Annotated in this window: 10 protein-coding genes; 3 read left to right on the forward strand and 7 right to left on the reverse strand. The window is 53.0% G+C overall.

All coding sequences use genetic code 11. The features are described from left to right. Positions 1–119 precede the first annotated feature (119 nt). A complete protein-coding gene (gene acnB, locus BMI79_RS17635; protein ID WP_076943478.1) occupies positions 120–2,717 on the reverse strand; it encodes a bifunctional aconitate hydratase 2/2-methylisocitrate dehydratase in 2,598 nt (865 codons plus the stop codon). Positions 2,718–3,415: 698 nt separating this feature from the next. On the opposite strand from acnB, the gene BMI79_RS24415 reads away from it, so the two are divergent. Beyond that, positions 3,416–3,538 carry a hypothetical protein gene (locus BMI79_RS24415; protein WP_279626680.1) on the forward strand — a complete coding sequence of 41 codons (123 nt, stop codon included), beginning with the start codon at positions 3,416–3,418 and terminating at the stop codon, positions 3,536–3,538. Between the two features lie 297 nt (positions 3,539–3,835). On the opposite strand, the gene lpdA is transcribed toward BMI79_RS24415, so the two are convergent. The 4 genes from lpdA to pdhR form a co-directional block, all read right to left on the reverse strand. Further along, positions 3,836–5,260: a dihydrolipoyl dehydrogenase gene (gene lpdA / locus BMI79_RS17645; RefSeq protein ID WP_167370524.1), complete on the reverse strand. Its 1,425-nt coding sequence runs from the start codon at positions 5,258–5,260 to the stop codon at positions 3,836–3,838. Between the two features lie 432 nt (positions 5,261–5,692). Beyond that, a complete protein-coding gene (aceF, locus tag BMI79_RS17650) occupies positions 5,693–7,558 on the reverse strand; it encodes a pyruvate dehydrogenase complex dihydrolipoyllysine-residue acetyltransferase (RefSeq protein WP_076943408.1) in 1,866 nt (621 codons plus the stop codon). A gap of 12 nt (positions 7,559–7,570) precedes the next feature. After that, a complete protein-coding gene (gene aceE, locus BMI79_RS17655) occupies positions 7,571–10,234 on the reverse strand; it encodes a pyruvate dehydrogenase (acetyl-transferring), homodimeric type (protein ID WP_076943409.1) in 2,664 nt (887 codons plus the stop codon). Between the two features lie 166 nt (positions 10,235–10,400). Further along, on the reverse strand, positions 10,401–11,165 hold the full coding sequence (gene pdhR / locus BMI79_RS17660; protein WP_076943410.1) for a pyruvate dehydrogenase complex transcriptional repressor PdhR: 765 nt from the start codon (positions 11,163–11,165) through the stop codon (positions 10,401–10,403). A gap of 609 nt (positions 11,166–11,774) precedes the next feature. Between pdhR and BMI79_RS17670 the strand changes: the two genes are divergently transcribed. Further along, positions 11,775–13,151: an amino acid permease gene (locus BMI79_RS17670; RefSeq protein ID WP_076943412.1), complete on the forward strand. Its 1,377-nt coding sequence runs from the start codon at positions 11,775–11,777 to the stop codon at positions 13,149–13,151. Between the two features lie 88 nt (positions 13,152–13,239). Here BMI79_RS17670 and BMI79_RS17675 read toward each other — a convergent pair whose 3' ends face one another. Both BMI79_RS17675 and fumA read right to left on the reverse strand, forming a co-directional pair. Beyond that, positions 13,240–13,842 (reverse strand): hypothetical protein, encoded by a 603-nt coding sequence (locus BMI79_RS17675; protein ID WP_125828839.1) that lies wholly within the window; start codon positions 13,840–13,842, stop codon positions 13,240–13,242. Between the two features lie 416 nt (positions 13,843–14,258). After that, on the reverse strand, positions 14,259–15,905 hold the full coding sequence (gene fumA / locus BMI79_RS17680) for a class I fumarate hydratase FumA (RefSeq protein ID WP_076943414.1): 1,647 nt from the start codon (positions 15,903–15,905) through the stop codon (positions 14,259–14,261). Positions 15,906–16,268: 363 nt separating this feature from the next. Here fumA and BMI79_RS17685 point away from each other — a divergent pair, with 363 nt between their 5' ends. Beyond that, a complete protein-coding gene (locus tag BMI79_RS17685; protein WP_076943415.1) occupies positions 16,269–16,769 on the forward strand; it encodes a SprT family zinc-dependent metalloprotease in 501 nt (166 codons plus the stop codon). The last annotated feature ends 108 nt before the right edge of the window (positions 16,770–16,877 follow it).

Genomic DNA, 16,877 nt, shown 5'->3' on the forward strand with positions numbered 1-16,877 from the left:
CCTTTGCATAATGTGAATGGAAAAAAACGCCGCGATAGTAGCGATAAATTTTCCAGATAGCAAGCCAATAAAAAACGGGGCCCCAAAGGCCCCCGCGAATATTAAAACCGTTTACTGAATTACACCGCAGTCTGGAAAATCACACCGTCGGCTTTTTCAGTATACTGGCTCAGTTGATCGAAGTTCAGGTAGCGATAGGTATCCGCTGCCGTTTTGTCGACCTGCGCCATGTAAGTTTGGTACTCATCAGGTGTTGGCAAGCGGCCCAGCAGCGATGCCACTGCCGCCAGCTCTGCGGATGCCAGATAAACGTTAGCACCATTCCCCAAACGGTTCGGGAAGTTACGCGTGGAGGTAGAAACCACCGTGGCACCATCGGCTACGCGTGCCTGGTTACCCATGCACAGTGAACAGCCTGGGATCTCGATACGCGCCCCGCTCTTGCCAAAGACGCTGTAATAGCCCTCTTCGGTCAGTTGAGCCGCATCCATCTTGGTCGGTGGCGCAACCCACAAGCGGGTTGGCAGTTGGCCTTTGTGCTGATCCAGCAGTTTACCCGCCGCGCGGAAGTGGCCGATATTGGTCATGCAGGAACCGATGAACACTTCATCGATCTTGCTGTTGGCCACATCGGACAACAGGCGAGCGTCGTCCGGATCGTTAGGCGCACAGAGGATCGGTTGCTTGATATCGGCCAGATCGATTTCGATCACTGCCGCATATTCGGCATCCGCATCGCCTTCCAGCAGTTGCGGATCCGCCAACCATTTTTCCATACCCTGAATACGGCGTTCCAGCGTACGGCGATCGCCATAACCTTCAGCGATCATCCACTTCAGCATCACGATATTGGAGCTCAGATACTCCTGGATCGGTGCTTTATCCAGTTTGATGGTACAACCGGCGGCAGAACGCTCAGCAGAGGCGTCCGCCAGTTCGAATGCCTGTTCGACTTTCAGCTCTGGTAAGCCTTCGATCTCCAGAATGCGGCCAGAGAAGATGTTTTTCTTGCCTTTCTTCTCAACGGTCAGCAGCCCCTGCTGGATCGCATAGTAAGGAATAGCATGCACCAGATCGCGCAGGGTGATACCCGGCTGCATTTTACCTTTGAAGCGCACCAGAACTGACTCTGGCATATCCAGCGGCATCACGCCGGTCGCGGCAGCAAATGCCACCAGGCCGGAACCTGCCGGGAAGGAAATCCCAATGGGGAAGCGGGTATGAGAATCACCACCGGTGCCCACGGTATCCGGCAACAGCATGCGGTTCAGCCAGGAATGAATAATGCCGTCGCCCGGGCGCAGCGAAACGCCGCCACGGTTCATGATAAAGTCCGGCAAAGTGTGGTGCGTGGTCACGTCAACCGGCTTAGGATAAGCGGCGGTATGGCAGAAGGACTGCATCACCAGATCGGCAGAGAAGCCCAAGCAAGCCAGATCTTTCAGCTCATCGCGGGTCATCGGGCCGGTGGTATCCTGTGAACCCACAGAGGTCATCTTCGGCTCACAGTATTCACCAGGGCGCACGCCCGCCACGCCACAGGCGCGGCCAACCATTTTCTGCGCCAGTGAGAAACCTTTGTTGCTTGCCGCAACCGGCTTGGCAATACGGAAGACTTCGCTGTGCGGCAAGCCCAGCGCTTCACGCGCTTTGGTGGTCAGGCCACGGCCGATAATCAGTGGAATACGGCCACCGGCACGCACTTCGTCCAGCAGCACGTCGGTTTTCAGTTCAAAGCTGGCCAGCAGTTCGCCGGTGTGGTGGTTACGCACTTCGCCTTTGTACGGGAAGATGTCAATGACATCGCCCATGTTCAGATTGGATACGTCCACTTCGATCGGCAATGCACCGGCATCTTCCATGGTGTTGAAGAAGATTGGCGCAATTTTACCACCCAGCACTACGCCGCCAGCGCGCTTGTTCGGTACGTAAGGAATGTCGTCCCCCATAAACCACAGCACCGAGTTGGTGGCGGATTTACGAGAAGAACCGGTACCGACCACATCACCAACGTAGGCCAGCGGGAAACCCTTCTTGTTCAACTGTTCGATCTGCTTGATCGGGCCCACGCTGCCCGGCTGATCGGGGGTAATACCGTCACGCTCGTTTTTCAGCATCGCCAGCGCGTGCAGTGGGATGTCCGGGCGCGACCAGGCGTCCTGGGCTGGTGACAGATCGTCAGTGTTGGTTTCACCGGTCACTTTGAACACGGTAACGGTGAGCTTTTCTGCCAGCGGCGGGCGTGACAGATACCATTCGGCATCCGCCCAAGACTGCATGACCTGCTTGGCATGCGGGTTGCCCGCTTTGGCTTTCTCTTCCACGTCGTAGAAGTTATCAAACATCAGCAGCGTGTGGGACAAGGCTTTGGCAGCGATCGGTGCCAGTTTGGCGTTATCCAGCGCGTCGATCAGTGGATGAATGTTATAACCACCCTGCATGGTGCCTAACAGTTCAACGGCTTTTTCGGGGGTAACCAGGGGAGAAGTGGCATCACCTTTGGCGATAGCAGCCAGAAAACCTGCTTTGACATAGGCGGCTTCATCGACGCCCGGTGGTACACGGTTAATCAGCAGGTCTAACAGAAATTCTTCTTCGCCTTTTGGCGGATTTTTTAATGATTCAACCAGCGCTGCCATTTGTGTCGCATCTAATGGCTTAGGGACGATGCCCTCTGCAGCACGCTCGGCCACGTGCTTACGGTATTCTTCTAGCACGACTTTCTCCTCGCTCTCATTGTCATTTATGGTGCCTGGCGTTTTATACCCTTCATCGTTCGAGTTGCGCTGTTTTGGCTGCAAAATATGAAAGGCATAAATCTGACGGGGCACTGCTGTCGATATCCTGGACTGTAAGGTACAGTGCCCGGTTCCGCTCGGCCAGCATATCAGGATCTGAAACGCTTGTTAATTCGTTCACATAAAAGCAACATTAAATCTTTGCTGAATCGTTGAGCGCAGCGTAATCGGCTGCAACGCAGGCGGGACGTTCGTTACGGTCCAAAAGCTCAGCCAGATGAGCACAACACAACATCCATACTTTTACAATGGTTATTGATTGCATCGAGGGGAGATTTGCAAGCAGCAGATACAAAAAAACCGCCAATTACGACGGTTCTTTTGTATCCATACGGTGTTAGCAGGCACCGAACGGATTTTTTACATCGTCAGAAACGATACAAGCACTACCAAGCAACAACATTGTGCGTAAAATTGGTTAAAAAATCAACCAACCGGATGTAAAGAATCTGTCTTTTATGTACCCTGATTTCGGGTCTGTTCTGTTGGTTTAGCAGCCGATCATCGGGCTTGAGAGCAGTGCTGCAACTACTGCGATACTAGCACTACCAAGTGCTTGTTCCACCGGAGCTTTCCCGGTGAAGTCGCGGTGGTCATGGTCCCACAAGGAACGCGCAATGAAAAGGAGTTCTTTCTTTATCCTGCTCATTGTACTGGGTTTAGCGTTTGGGGTCAGTAATGGCGGCTGGTCAGTTTCCGGCAACCATCTCAACTTCAACGTTATAATCCAGAACAAGTAAGCTACTGGCCGCTTTTCGAAGCGGCCTTTTACTGGAACGAATCCAATAAAAACGGCCCCTCAACAGGAGCCGCTTTATCAACCGCTCAAACCATACCCTTCATACTTCAAGTTGCTTGGGTGTTGGCTGCGTTACTCGGCCCATGCTGGGCCTCGCCCCTTCGGGGCCGCTGCAAGCAGCGTTCAAATATGCTTTCGCAGATTTGTCACTCACCCCAGTCACTTACTTAAGTAAGCTCCCGGGGATTCATTCAGTTGCCGCCTACAAGCAACTCGAATTATTTTGGGTACAGAAGAATTACTTCTTTTTGGCTTTCGGGTTTGGCAGATCGGTGATGCTGCCTTCGTAGATCTCCGCGGCCAAGCCGACGGATTCGTGCAAGGTCGGGTGAGCGTGGATGGTCAACGCGATATCTTCTGCGTCGCAACCCATCTCAATTGCCAGGCCGATCTCACCCAGCAGTTCACCGCCGTTGGTGCCGACAATTGCGCCACCGATAATACGGTGAGTTTCTTTGTCGAAGATCAGTTTGGTCATGCCGTCTGCACAGTCAGAGGCGATCGCACGGCCAGAAGCCGCCCACGGGAAGGTGGAGGTTTCGTAGCTGATGCCTTTCTCTTTCGCTTCTTTCTCGGTCAAGCCAACCCACGCCACTTCCGGCTCGGTGTAAGCGATGGATGGGATCACTTTCGGATCGAAGTAGTGCTTCATGCCAGCGATAACTTCTGCCGCAACGTGGCCTTCATGCACGCCTTTGTGTGCCAGCATTGGCTGGCCGACGATGTCACCGATAGCAAAGATGTGCGGCATGTTGGTGCGCAGCTGTTTGTCGACGTGGATAAAGCCACGTTCGTCAACCTCTACACCGGCTTTGCCTGCATCCAGCAGTTTACCGTTTGGCACACGGCCAATCGCCACCAGCACGGCGTCGTAACGCTGTGGTTCTGCCGGAGCCTTTTTGCCTTCCATCGTAACGTAGATGCCGTCTTCTTTGGCTTCTACCGCCGTCACTTTGGTTTCCAGCATCAGGTTGAACTGCTTGCTGATGCGCTTGGTGAAGACTTTCACCACGTCTTTATCAGCGGCTGGAATCACCTGATCGGCCATTTCAACCACGTCGATCTTAGAGCCCAGCGCATGGTATACGGTACCCATTTCCAGGCCGATGATACCGCCACCCATCACCAGCAAACGCTCTGGAACGGTTTTCAGCGCCAGCGCATCGGTGGAGTCCCACACGCGTGGATCTTCATGAGGAATAAAGGGCAGTTGAATCGGACGGGAACCTGCAGCAATGATGGCATTGTCGAAGTTGATGGTAGTCGCACCATTTTCGCCTTCAACAACCAGGGTGTTAGCGCCGGTGAACTTACCTTGGCCGTTAACCACTTTCACTTTACGGCCTTTCGCCATACCAGCCAGGCCACCGGTCAGCTGATTGATGACTTTTTCTTTCCAGATGCGAACTTTGTCGATATCGGTTTTCGGCTCACCGAAAACGATGCCGTGCTCAGCCAGCGCTTTGGCTTCTTCGATCACTTTAGCAACGTGCAGCAGTGCTTTGGAAGGGATACAGCCCACGTTCAGGCATACCCCACCCAAAGTGGAATAACGCTCTACCAGAACGGTTTCAAGACCTAAGTCAGCGCAACGAAAGGCAGCAGAGTAACCTGCTGGGCCCGCCCCAAGTACCACGACCTGAGTTTTAATTTCAGTACTCATCATGACCTCTTAATTGTTTGTCCGGCGGGTCAGACGTCATTTTTATACCCTTCGTCTTTCACCTTGCAGCGTTGTTGGCTTCACTCGCTCACCCCAGTCACTTACTTGTGTAAGCTCCTCGGGATTATAAGCCTCATGACTGAGGCTCCCCCTTCGGGCCAGCGCTAGCGCTGTTCAAATCGGTCAGCAACCGATTTGCCACGAACTTGCCGCCTAGCTGCAACGTGAAATCCATTGGGTATATTATTAATCAATCTCATAACGCCCTTCATCCACCGGGACGCTTACACCGCGAGCAGTTTACAGAATTGTTAATAGTCTGCAAAGCGCGTTCAGGTGACCCGTGTCTCAACAATTCTGTCGAGTCATGCAACAACCCGACAAAACCGGTAGTAGGATTGACAGGGGCGCTACCAGAGCACCCCTAAACAGTTACATCACCAGACGGCGGATATCAGCCAGCATATTGTTGATAATGGTGATAAAGCGCGCACCATCAGCACCGTCAATCACACGGTGGTCGAAGGAGAGCGACATCGGCATCATCAGACGCGGCGTGAACTCCTTACCGTTCCAGACCGGCTCGATAGCAGACTTGGAAACGCCCAAGATCGCCACTTCCGGTGCGTTAACGATCGGTGCAAAATGGGTTGTCCCGATCCCACCCAGGCTGGAGATGGTAAAGCAACCGCCCTGCATTTCGCCTGCGGTCAGCTTGCCGTCACGCGCTTTTTTGGAGATCGTCATCAGTTCGCGCGACAGCTCGGTGATGCTCTTCTTGTTCACATCTTTGAACACCGGAACCACCAGACCATTTGGCGTATCAACCGCCACGCCGATGTTGATGTATTTTTTCAGCGTCAGCTTCTGGCCATCTTCAGACAGCGAGCTGTTGAAGCGCGGCATCTGCTCCAAAGCGGCAGCAACGGCTTTCATGATGAACACCACCGGGGTGAACTTCACGTCCAGCTTACGCTTGGCGGCTTCTTCGTTCTGCTGCTTACGGAACGCTTCCAGATCGGTGATATCCGTTTTGTCGAAGTGAGTCACGTGCGGGATCATCACCCAGTTACGGCTCAGGTTGGCACCCGAGATTTTCTGGATGCGGCCCATTTCGACTTCTTCGATCTCACCAAACTTGCTGAAGTCCACCTTCGGCCATGGCAGCATGCCCGGCAGACCACCGCCGGTTGCCGCAGGAGCAGCTTCGGCACGTTTAACCGCGTCTTTCACATAAGCCTGAACGTCTTCGCGCAGGATACGGCCTTTACGACCGGTACCTTTCACTTTCGCCAGGTTTACGCCGAATTCACGCGCCAGGCGGCGAATGACCGGTGTAGCGTGAACGTAAGCATCGTTCTCAGCGAACTCGTTCTTGCCTGCGGCAGCGGCCGGAGCTGCGGCCGGTGCCTCCTGCTTGGCCGGAGCCGGTGCAGCCTCTGCTTTTGGCGCTGGAGCGGCGGCAGGTGCTGCCCCTTCTACTTCAAACACCATAATCAGTGAGCCGGTTTTCACCTTAGCGCCAGTGCTGATTTTGATCTCTTTCACGGTACCCGCGAAAGGTGCCGGCACTTCCATCGAAGCCTTGTCGCCTTCAACGGTGATCAGCGACTGCTCAGCGGCAACTTTGTCGCCCACTTTCACCATCACTTCGGTCACTTCAACTTCGTCGCCACCGATATCTGGCACTTCAACGTTTTTAACTGCGCTGGCGGCCGGTGCAGCGGCAGGCGCTGCTGATGCTGCCACAGCCACCGGGGCCGAGCCAGCCACGTCGAACACCATGATCAGCGAGCCGGTTTTCACTTTAGCGCCGGTGTTGATTTTGATCTCTTTCACGGTACCGGCGAACGGCGCTGGCACTTCCATAGAGGCTTTATCGCCCTCGACGGTGATCAGCGACTGCTCGGCAGCAACGGTATCGCCGACTTTCACCAGGATCTCGGTGACTTCAACTTCGTCAGCACCGATATCCGGTACGGCAACGTCTTTGGCGGCGCTGGCGGCAGCGGCTACCGGAGCCGCCGCAGGTTTTTCTTCTGCCTTGGCCGCCGGTGCTGCTGCACCTTCTGCTTCAAAAATCATCAGCAGCTTGCCGGTTTCGGTTTTATCACCCACGGCAACCTTGATCTCTTTCACCACACCCGCCTGCGGGGATGGCACTTCCATAGAGGCCTTGTCGCCTTCCACGGTGATCAGCGATTGCTCAACGGCCACTTTATCGCCAACCTTCACCAGGATCTCGGTGATTTCAACTTCGTCTGCACCGATGTCCGGCACTTTGATTTCGATAGACATTCTATTTACCTCTTATGCCAGACGTGGGTTGACTTTTTCTGGGTTGATGCCGAATTTCTTAATTGCATCAGCGACCACAGAAGCGTCAATCTCACCGCGTTTAGCCAGTTCGCCCAGTGCAGCAACCACCACGTAAGAAGCATCAACTTCAAAGTGGTGACGCAGATTTTCGCGGCTGTCAGAACGGCCGAAACCGTCAGTGCCCAGAACGCGATAATCGCTGGCAGGAACGTAAGTGCGAACCTGTTCTGCGAACAGCTTCATGTAGTCGGTAGACGCCACCGCTGGCGCATCGTTCATCACCTGAGCGATGTAAGGCACGCGCGGAGTTTCGGTTGGGTGCAGCATGTTCCAACGCTCACAGTCCTGGCCATCACGCGCCAGTTCGGTGAAGGAAGTCACGCTGTAGGTGTCAGAACCCACGCCGTAGTCTTTCGCCAGGATCTGCGCTGCTTCACGCACATGACGCAGAATCGCACCGGAACCCAGCAACTGCACTTTACCTTTGCTACCCGCCAAGGTTTCCAGCTTGTAGATACCTTTACGGATACCCTCTTCTGCGCCCTGCGGCATCGCTGGCATATGGTAGTTTTCGTTCAGCGTGGTCAGGTAGTAGTAGACGTTTTCCTGCGCGTCGCCGTACATACGCACCAGGCCGTCATGCATGATCACCGCCACTTCATAGGCATAAGCCGGATCGTAGGAGATACAGTTAGGAATAGTCAGCGACTGAATGTGGCTGTGGCCATCTTCGTGCTGCAGACCTTCGCCGTTCAGGGTAGTACGGCCTGAAGTCCCACCGATCAGGAAGCCGCGCGCCTGTTGGTCACCGGCTAACCAGCACAGATCGCCGATACGCTGGAACCCGAACATCGAGTAATAGATGTAGAACGGGATCATTGGCAGATCGTTGGTGCTGTAGGAAGTCGCTGCCGCCAGCCAGGAAGAGGCCGCGCCCAGTTCGTTGATCCCTTCCTGCAGGATCTGACCTTTTTCGTCTTCTTTGTAGTACGCCACCTGCTCACGATCCTGCGGGGTGTACTGCTGGCCGTTCGGGCTGTAGATGCCGATCTGGCGGAACAGGCCTTCCATCCCGAAGGTACGCGCTTCGTCGGCGATGATGGGCACCAGACGATCTTTGATCGACGGGTTCTTCAGCATCACGTTCAGGGCACGCACGAAGGCGATGGTGGTAGAGATTTCTTTGTTCTGCTCTTCCAACAGGGAGTTGAAGTCAGACAGCGCTGGCATTTCCAGCTTCTGGGTGAACGCAGGCAGGCGGCTTGGCACATAGCCGTGCAGCGCCTGACGGCGTTCGTGCAGATACTTGTATTCTTCGGAGTCTTTATCGAAGGTGATAAATGGCAGTTTTTCGATATCAGCATCAGCAACCGGCACATTGAAACGATCGCGGAAGTGGTGAACCCCTTCCATGTTCATTTTCTTCACCTGGTGAGCGATGTTTTTACCTTCCGCCGTTTCACCCATGCCGTAACCTTTGATGGTATGAGCCAGAATGACGGTGGCTTTACCTTTGGTTTCGCGCGCTTTTTTCAGTGCAGCATAGATCTTCTTCGGATCGTGGCCACCACGGTTCAGTGCCCAGATCTCGTCGTCGGTCATGTCTTTCACCAACGCAGCGGTTTCCGGGTAGCGACCGAAGAAGTGCTCACGCACGTAAGCGCCGTCTTTGGATTTGAAGGTCTGATAGTCGCCGTCCAACGTTTCGCCCATCAGTTGCACCAGCTTACCGCTGGTGTCTTTACGCAGCAGTTCATCCCAACGGCCACCCCAGATCACTTTCAGCACTTGCCAGCCAGCACCGGCGAAGATGCCTTCCAGCTCGTTGATGATCTTGCCATTACCGGTAACCGGGCCGTCCAGGCGCTGCAGGTTACAGTTGATGACGAATACCAGGTTGTCCAGCTTCTCGCGGGTCGCGATAGTGATCGCCCCTTTGGATTCCGGCTCGTCCATCTCGCCGTCGCCCAGGAAGGCATAAACGGTTTGGCCAGAGGTGTCTTTCAGGCCACGGTGCTCCAGATACTTGAGGAATTTAGCCTGATAGATGGCGCTGATTGGGCCCAGACCCATGGAAACGGTCGGGAACTGCCAGAATTCTGGCATCAGCTTTGGATGCGGATAAGAAGACAGGCCTTTGCCATGCACTTCCTGGCGGAAGTTATTCATTTGCTCTTCGGTCAGGCGGCCTTCAAGGAAGGCACGTGCATAAACGCCCGGAGAGATGTGGCCCTGGAAGTACACCAGATCGCCGCCGTCTTTCTCGTTGCGCGCACGGAAGAAGTGGTTAAAGCAGACTTCATAGAAGGTCGCGGAAGACTGGAAAGAAGCCATGTGGCCGCCCAGTTCCAGATCTTTTTTGGAGGCACGCAGAACGGTCATTACGGCGTTCCAGCGGATCGCTGAACGAATGCGGCGTTCCAGATCCAGGTTACCCGGGTATTCAGGTTCGTCTTCTACCGCGATGGTGTTGACATAGTGGTTGGCTGCCGAGCCTGCCGCAACCTTCACGCCGCCTTTGCGCGCTTCTCCCAGCACCTGATCAATCAGAAACTGAGCTCGCTCAACACCCTCTTCACGGATGACCGATTCGATCGCCTGCAGCCAGTCGCGGGTTTCGATCGGATCCACGTCATTGTTTAAACGTTCTGACATGGTGGTATTCCTTATCTGTCTAATGGTTTGTTTGGAGCCTGTCTTCCTGCGTTCTGCAGCAAAACACACGAAGACAGGCTCATCAGTTTAGTTGCCGCTTAAGTACTTAACTAAGTACCACGAGCTTTATCTCGGCAGACTGGTGTTACCCTGCCGAGAACCACTCTTAATCTTTACGTTGCTGGAGCCGCCGAAGCGATCTCTCGCGCCGGGTATGTTCTCTGCTGAGATCCAGCAAAACTTCCTCGATAAACGCCAAATGGCGGTGCGAGGCTTCACGGGCCTTTTCCGGCTCGCGTGCCACAATCGCCTCAAAAATCCCGGCGCGATGGCTGCTCACCGTTGCCAACATCTCACGGCGCGAGTAGAGCAATTCAAAGTTCTGACGCACGTTCTGTTCCAGCATCGGCCCCATACAGCGCAGCAGGTGCAGTAACACAACGTTATGGGCAGCTTCGGTCACGGCGATTTGATACTGCATGACCGCATCGGCTTCGGCGTCGAGATCGCCGCTGTCCTGAGCCTGCTGAATCACATGGTGACAATCGCGAATGCGCGCCAGATCTTCGTCGGTGCCGCGCAGCGCTGCGTAATAGGCGGCGATACCTTCAAGGGCATGACGGGTTTCGAGCAGATCGAATTGTGATTCTGGATGGTCAGCCAGCAGTTCAGCCAGCGGATCGCTGAAGCTCTGCCACAGATTAGTTTGTACAAAGGTGCCGCCGCCCTGACGGCGTAAGAGCAGCCCTTTAGCTTCAAGGCGCTGAATCGCCTCTCTCAGAGAAGGGCGGGAAACATCAAATTGTTTCGCCAGTTCGCGCTCCGGAGGCAATTTTTCACCTGGATGCAACGTCCCCTCAAGGATCAGATATTCAAGCTGCTGCTCGATGACGTCTGACAACTTGGGTTGGCGGATTTTGCTGTAGGCCATGAGTGATTTCTTCTCTGCGAATGGCGCGTAGTCAATTGGTAATACCAATTTCAAAAACGTGACGGTAAAGTAACAAAGTATTCACCTGCTGTCCATATCGGCCTTGATTGAAATCATAGTTTCCCGCACATTTTAACAACTCAGACCATAGGCCGTCGCAAGCTGATAACGCTGTCTTGGTAATACCATTTACGAGGTAGATAGCGGATTTAACGTTTATGAAACGTTTGGTTAGGGATATTGTGTCCCCTCGCCAGGCGGTTATCCGACGATAGCCGGGCAATAAAGCCTAGCCACTTTCAATGGCGGCTGTTCGCTCATTATTTCGGCAGAGGAAATGTGTATTTTTGCGCATTCTGTGATTTATTGCTTACTTCATGCACAAAGTTCCTTCTCTTGTCACACAACCCGCATTTTGTTGCCTAAACTGCTGCAATCTTAATCATTCATACAATAAAGCAGGTGCAAACTTTTTCGCTTAACATTATTCTTTGCCGAGCGGTAGCGGCCACGCGTAATTAATCCCCACAAGACCGTAAACAAAATATAACACATATCGTAATCACAGCTTTACAGCTGTGAAGTTATGCACCAACAGAGGGTTTATTGATGGATGGTCAACAACATGGCGATCAGCTAAAGCGCGGCCTGAAAAACCGCCATATTCAGCTGATTGCCTTAGGTGGCGCTATCGGTACCGGGCTATTCCTCGGTATCGCTCAAACAATAAAAATGGCCGGTCCGTCGGTCATTCTTGGCTATGCGATTGGTGGTTTTATTGCCTTCTTGATCATGCGTCAGCTGGGTGAAATGGTCGTGGAAGAGCCGGTTGCCGGTTCCTTCAGCCACTTTGCCTATAAATACTGGGGGAGTTTTGCCGGTTTCGCATCAGGCTGGAACTATTGGGTGCTGTATGTGCTGGTCGCGATGGCAGAACTGACCGCCGTCGGCATTTATGTGCAGTACTGGTGGCCAGAAATCCCGACCTGGGTTTCTGCCGCGGTATTTTTCCTCGCCATTAACGCCATTAATCTGTCCAACGTAAAAGTGTATGGCGAGATGGAATTCTGGTTTGCCATCATCAAAGTGATCGCCATCATCGGTATGATCGTGTTTGGCGCCTACCTGCTGTTCAGCGGCCTGGGCGGGCCAGAAGCCAGCATCACCAACCTGTGGGCACAAGGCGGGTTCTTCCCGAATGGCACCATGGGGCTGCTGATGGCGATGGCGGTGATCATGTTCTCCTTCGGCGGACTGGAGCTGGTGGGTATCACCGCCGCCGAAGCCGATCACCCGGAAACCAGCATCCCAAAAGCCACTAACCAGGTGATTTACCGTATTCTGCTGTTTTATATCGGTTCCCTGACCATTCTGCTGTCACTCTACCCGTGGGGCAAAGTGGTTGAAGGCGGCAGTCCGTTTGTGCTGATCTTCCATGCGTTGAACAGCAACCTGGTAGCCACCGTACTGAACATCGTGGTGCTGACGGCGGCGCTGTCGGTGTACAACAGCTGCGTTTACTGCAACAGCCGCATGCTGTACGGCCTGGCAAAACAGGGCAATGGCCCGAAAGCCTTGTTGAAAGTAGATGGCCGCGGTGTTCCCGTGATTGCGATTGGCCTCTCTTCGCTGGCCACCGCGCTGTGTGTGCTGATTAACTACCTGATCCCAGGCCGTGCCTTCGAACTGCTGATGGCGCTGGTGGTTTCTGCTCTGGTGATCAACTGGGCGATGATCAGCCTGGCACACTTGAAATTCCGCGCAGCCAAAAACCGTGAAGGGGTACAGCCGAAGTTCAAAGCCTTCTGGTATCCGTTCAGCAACTATCTGTGTCTGGCATTTTTGGCTGGGATTCTGGTGATCATGTACTTTACGCCGGGCATCCAGATTTCCGTCTTGTTGATCCCGGTCTGGGTTGCCATTCTTGGTATCGGTTACGTTGTCAAACAGCATAGCCAACGGGCATCAAGCACAACAGTGCGCTGAGCTCGCCATCATTTAACAGGCTCGCACTCGCGAGCCTGTTTCCTTCTCTTGGCGTTACCGCCTTTTCCTTTATTAATAGAATATGGCTCTATTTGATTAAACGATTTTTGATCACTTTCTTGCCATCAACCGAAAACTCAGCATAACCACTCTCCTTTATGTCATTAACGGCAAGACGCCCCGCGACATCAACACGCAATTGGTGTTTATTACTAAAGGTTCCTGGTGAGCTTAAACGTACACCGGTCCAGGCAAATTTTGAGTAATGTGCACTCAAATTTTTCTCCTGACTCTCCATGAACGCAGGAAGGGGCGAGAGATTGATCTTATCAAGAGCAATCAAATAATTATTTAAATCGAATTTTGATGAGTCGCCGCTCACGCGGATCTCCACCTGAAGAGGTTTTTTAAACTCGCCAGTTCTGGTATCCATGCTCATACTCAACAATCTCTTCGAGTTTTCCGGGTTCTGATAAGAGACGGTACAAGTTGTCATCACACCTTGTGGCCTATTAGCACTACGAGGATCGATTTCACTGCCAGAAGCAAAAAACGAGCTTATCGTTGAAACTTTTGTCTCTTCGCCAAGTTTTTCTTTAATCTTTTTAAAACAAATATCTGCCCCATCTGACAGCGAATACTTATAAATTTTTACTGCATCATTAGCATACAAAGGGGAATGCACTAACATTGTCATCCCTATAATGACCGATAATACGTTCAATTTAGCCGATATCTTCATGAAAAACCTCGCAAAAAAACAGAAAGTAAAATTTTGAGCCGCCAAGCGGGTCTTAAGCAGAAACCCTAACCATTTTGGGAATGGCTATGAATATACCGTTTACTTCAGTTCTTTTTCATATGTACGCTCAAAGAATCATGAGATATACATGCCAGCATATTATTTTTATTTCAGTGGCAAACGCAAGAAGATGTATTTATATATTTTATTTCCACAGTTATATAAACAAAAATAATCAGATAAAAAGATATTTTATTCTACTTAATAAATGTGAAAGGTGATTATTAATTTAGATAGATAGTAGGGGCGAATATGCGTTATAACGGTTTATAGCCCCCTTTTCAGGGGGCCTTATCAGAAAAGAGTTACTTCACACAGCGTGCACACTGCGATTCCTGGATCTTCTGGAAGAAGTCATTGCCCTTATCATCCACCAGGATGAATGCCGGGAAGTCTTCCACTTCAATTTTCCAGATCGCTTCCATCCCCAGTTCAGGATATTCCACGCATTCCAGGCTCTTGATGCTCTGCTGTGCCAACACGGCGGCCGGGCCACCGATGCTGCCAAGGTAGAACCCACCGTGTTTATGGCAGGCATCGGTCACCTGCTGGCTGCGGTTGCCTTTGGCCAGCATGATCATGCTGCCGCCGTGCGACTGCAGCAGATCGACGTATGAATCCATACGGCCGGCGGTGGTTGGCCCCAACGAACCGGAAGCATAGCCCTCTGGGGTTTTGGCCGGGCCCGCGTAGTAGATCGGGTGATCTTTCACGTATTGTGGCAAACCTTCACCGCGATCCAGGCGCTCTTTCAGTTTGGCGTGCGCAATGTCGCGCCCGACGATGATGGTTCCGCTCAGGGAAAGACGGGTCGAGACCGGATACTGCGACAGTTGCTTCAGGATTTCTGCCATCGGGCGGTTAAGATCGACCTTGATCGCTTCACCTTCACCGGCCTGACGCAGCTCCTGCGGAATGAATTTGCCTGGGTTATGTTCCAATTTTTCCAGCCAGATCCCTTCACGGTTGATCTTGCCTTTGATATTACGGTCGGCCGAGCAGGACACCCCCATGCCAACCGGGCAGGATGCACCGTGACGCGGCAGGCGCACCACACGGACATCGTGCGCGAAATACTTACCACCAAACTGAGCACCCAGCCCCAGGTTTTGCGCTTCTTTCAGCAGTTCCTGTTCCAGCGCCACATCGCGGAATGCCTGACCATGTTCGTTACCTTCGGTTGGCAGGCCATCGTAGTATTTGGTCGAAGCCAGTTTCACGGTTTTCAGCGTAGCTTCCGCTGAAGTGCCGCCAATGACAAAGGCAACGTGGTACGGTGGGCACGCAGCAGTGCCAAGCGTGCGCATTTTATCCACCAGATAATCTTTCAGCTTGCCCGGCGACAGCAGCGCCTTGGTTTCCTGATACAGATAGGTCTTGTTGGCTGAACCACCGCCTTTGGCGATGCACAGGAATTTATACTCTTCGCCATCCACGCTGTAGAGATCGATTTGCGCCGGCAGGTTGCTGCCGGTATTGACCTCTTTATACATATCCAGCGCGGCGTTTTGCGAATAACGCAGGTTGTCTTCGATAAAGGTGTTGTACACCCCGCGCGACAGGGCTTCTTCATCCCCACCGCCGGTCCAGACACGTTGGCCTTTTTTGCCGACGATGATCGCGGTGCCGGTATCCTGGCAGGTTGGCAAAATACCCTTGGCGGCGATTTCTGAATTACGTAAAAATTGCAGCGCAACGTACTTATCGTTTTCACTGGCTTCAGGATCGCTGAGGATATCCGCCACCTGCTGCTGATGCGCCGGGCGCAACATAAATGACGCGTCGTGGAAAGCGTGCTGGGCGAGGAGGGTCAGAGCCTGTGGGGCAACTTTGAGGATTTCCTGGCCTTCAAACTCGCCGACAGAAACGTGCTCACGGCTTAACAGATAATATTCGGTATCGTCTTTTTTCAGCGGGAACGGATCTTGATAGTGGAACGGTTTATTCGACATTAATCTCTCACTTGCAACATCGGCTGCGTTAAATTCACACTCACTCAGCGTACTCGGGGTACGCTGCGTCAAAAAACTCCCCACACCTTACGTATTTTTAGGTAGCCAGTTATTGCGCCAAATCGCAAAACAACCGCTATACCCTTATTAACGTAGGGAATTAAGACTGCTGGAGGCTTTCTGACCTCATCCGGTGAGCACTGCGGGTACAGACTCATCATGCACGCTTTATTATCCCGCAGTTAACACATTGATTACAATCCTGTGGGTCGATCGGGTTATCATTGTCGGGAAATAACCGCCTGCAATAGCTTCTGCTGTTAGCTGTTGCCAGCCGTTGCGCCATTGCTTAAGCTAGCCACAATGAACAGAGTAAGAATCCCCATTGCGCTGCAACAGGCGGTGATGCGCTGCCTGCGGGCAAAACTGCAGCTGGCATCTCAGCATTTTGCCCGCGAATTCCCGGAACCGAAGATCGTCTACCAGCAACGCGGCACCAGCGCGGGTACGGCTTGGCTGCAAGCCTGGGAAATCCGCCTCAACCCCGTGCTGCTGATAGAAAACCAACAGCCGTTTATCGACGAGGTTGTCCCCCATGAACTGGCCCATCTGCTGGTATTTCGCCAGTTTGGCCGCGTGCCACCGCATGGTCACGAATGGCGCTGGATGATGGAAAGCGTGCTGCAGGTACCCGCCAGCCGCACTCATCAGTTTGCAATCAGTTCGGTACAGAGCAAAACCTTCCCCTATCAGTGCGCCTGCCAGCAGCACCAGTTAACCGTACGCCGCCATAATCGCGTGTTGCGTGGCGAAAGTGAGTATCGCTGCCGCCAATGCGGCGAAAAACTGCGTTTTTTTGGTTAACGAAAACCGTTAGTAAACAGAGTTAACCGCGAAGATCAGCAAACCTTTCCCTGATTTGCACCTGTAGGTCACTTCCGTTACCCTGCCCGCTTTTCCGCTTTTGGGTTA

Source organism: Serratia oryzae, from assembly GCF_001976145.1.
Classification (GTDB): Bacteria; Pseudomonadota; Gammaproteobacteria; order Enterobacterales; family Enterobacteriaceae; genus Chania; species Chania oryzae.

What these genes read in the sequence shown, in the direction of transcription:
- BMI79_RS24415 (WP_279626680.1), top strand. Translation starts at nt 3,416, where the DNA reads ATGAAAAGGAGTTCTTTCTTTATCCTGCTCATTGTACTGGGTTTAGCG.
- lpdA (WP_167370524.1), bottom strand. Translation starts at nt 5,260, where the DNA reads ATGAGTACTGAAATTAAAACTCAGGTCGTGGTACTTGGGGCGGGCCCA.
- aceF (WP_076943408.1), bottom strand. Translation starts at nt 7,558, where the DNA reads ATGTCTATCGAAATCAAAGTGCCGGACATCGGTGCAGACGAAGTTGAA.
- aceE (WP_076943409.1), bottom strand. Translation starts at nt 10,234, where the DNA reads ATGTCAGAACGTTTAAACAATGACGTGGATCCGATCGAAACCCGCGAC.
- pdhR (WP_076943410.1), bottom strand. Translation starts at nt 11,165, where the DNA reads ATGGCCTACAGCAAAATCCGCCAACCCAAGTTGTCAGACGTCATCGAG.
- BMI79_RS17670 (WP_076943412.1), top strand. Translation starts at nt 11,775, where the DNA reads ATGGATGGTCAACAACATGGCGATCAGCTAAAGCGCGGCCTGAAAAAC.
- BMI79_RS17675 (WP_125828839.1), bottom strand. Translation starts at nt 13,842, where the DNA reads ATGTTAGTGCATTCCCCTTTGTATGCTAATGATGCAGTAAAAATTTAT.
- fumA (WP_076943414.1), bottom strand. Translation starts at nt 15,905, where the DNA reads ATGTCGAATAAACCGTTCCACTATCAAGATCCGTTCCCGCTGAAAAAA.
- BMI79_RS17685 (WP_076943415.1), top strand. Translation starts at nt 16,269, where the DNA reads ATGAACAGAGTAAGAATCCCCATTGCGCTGCAACAGGCGGTGATGCGC.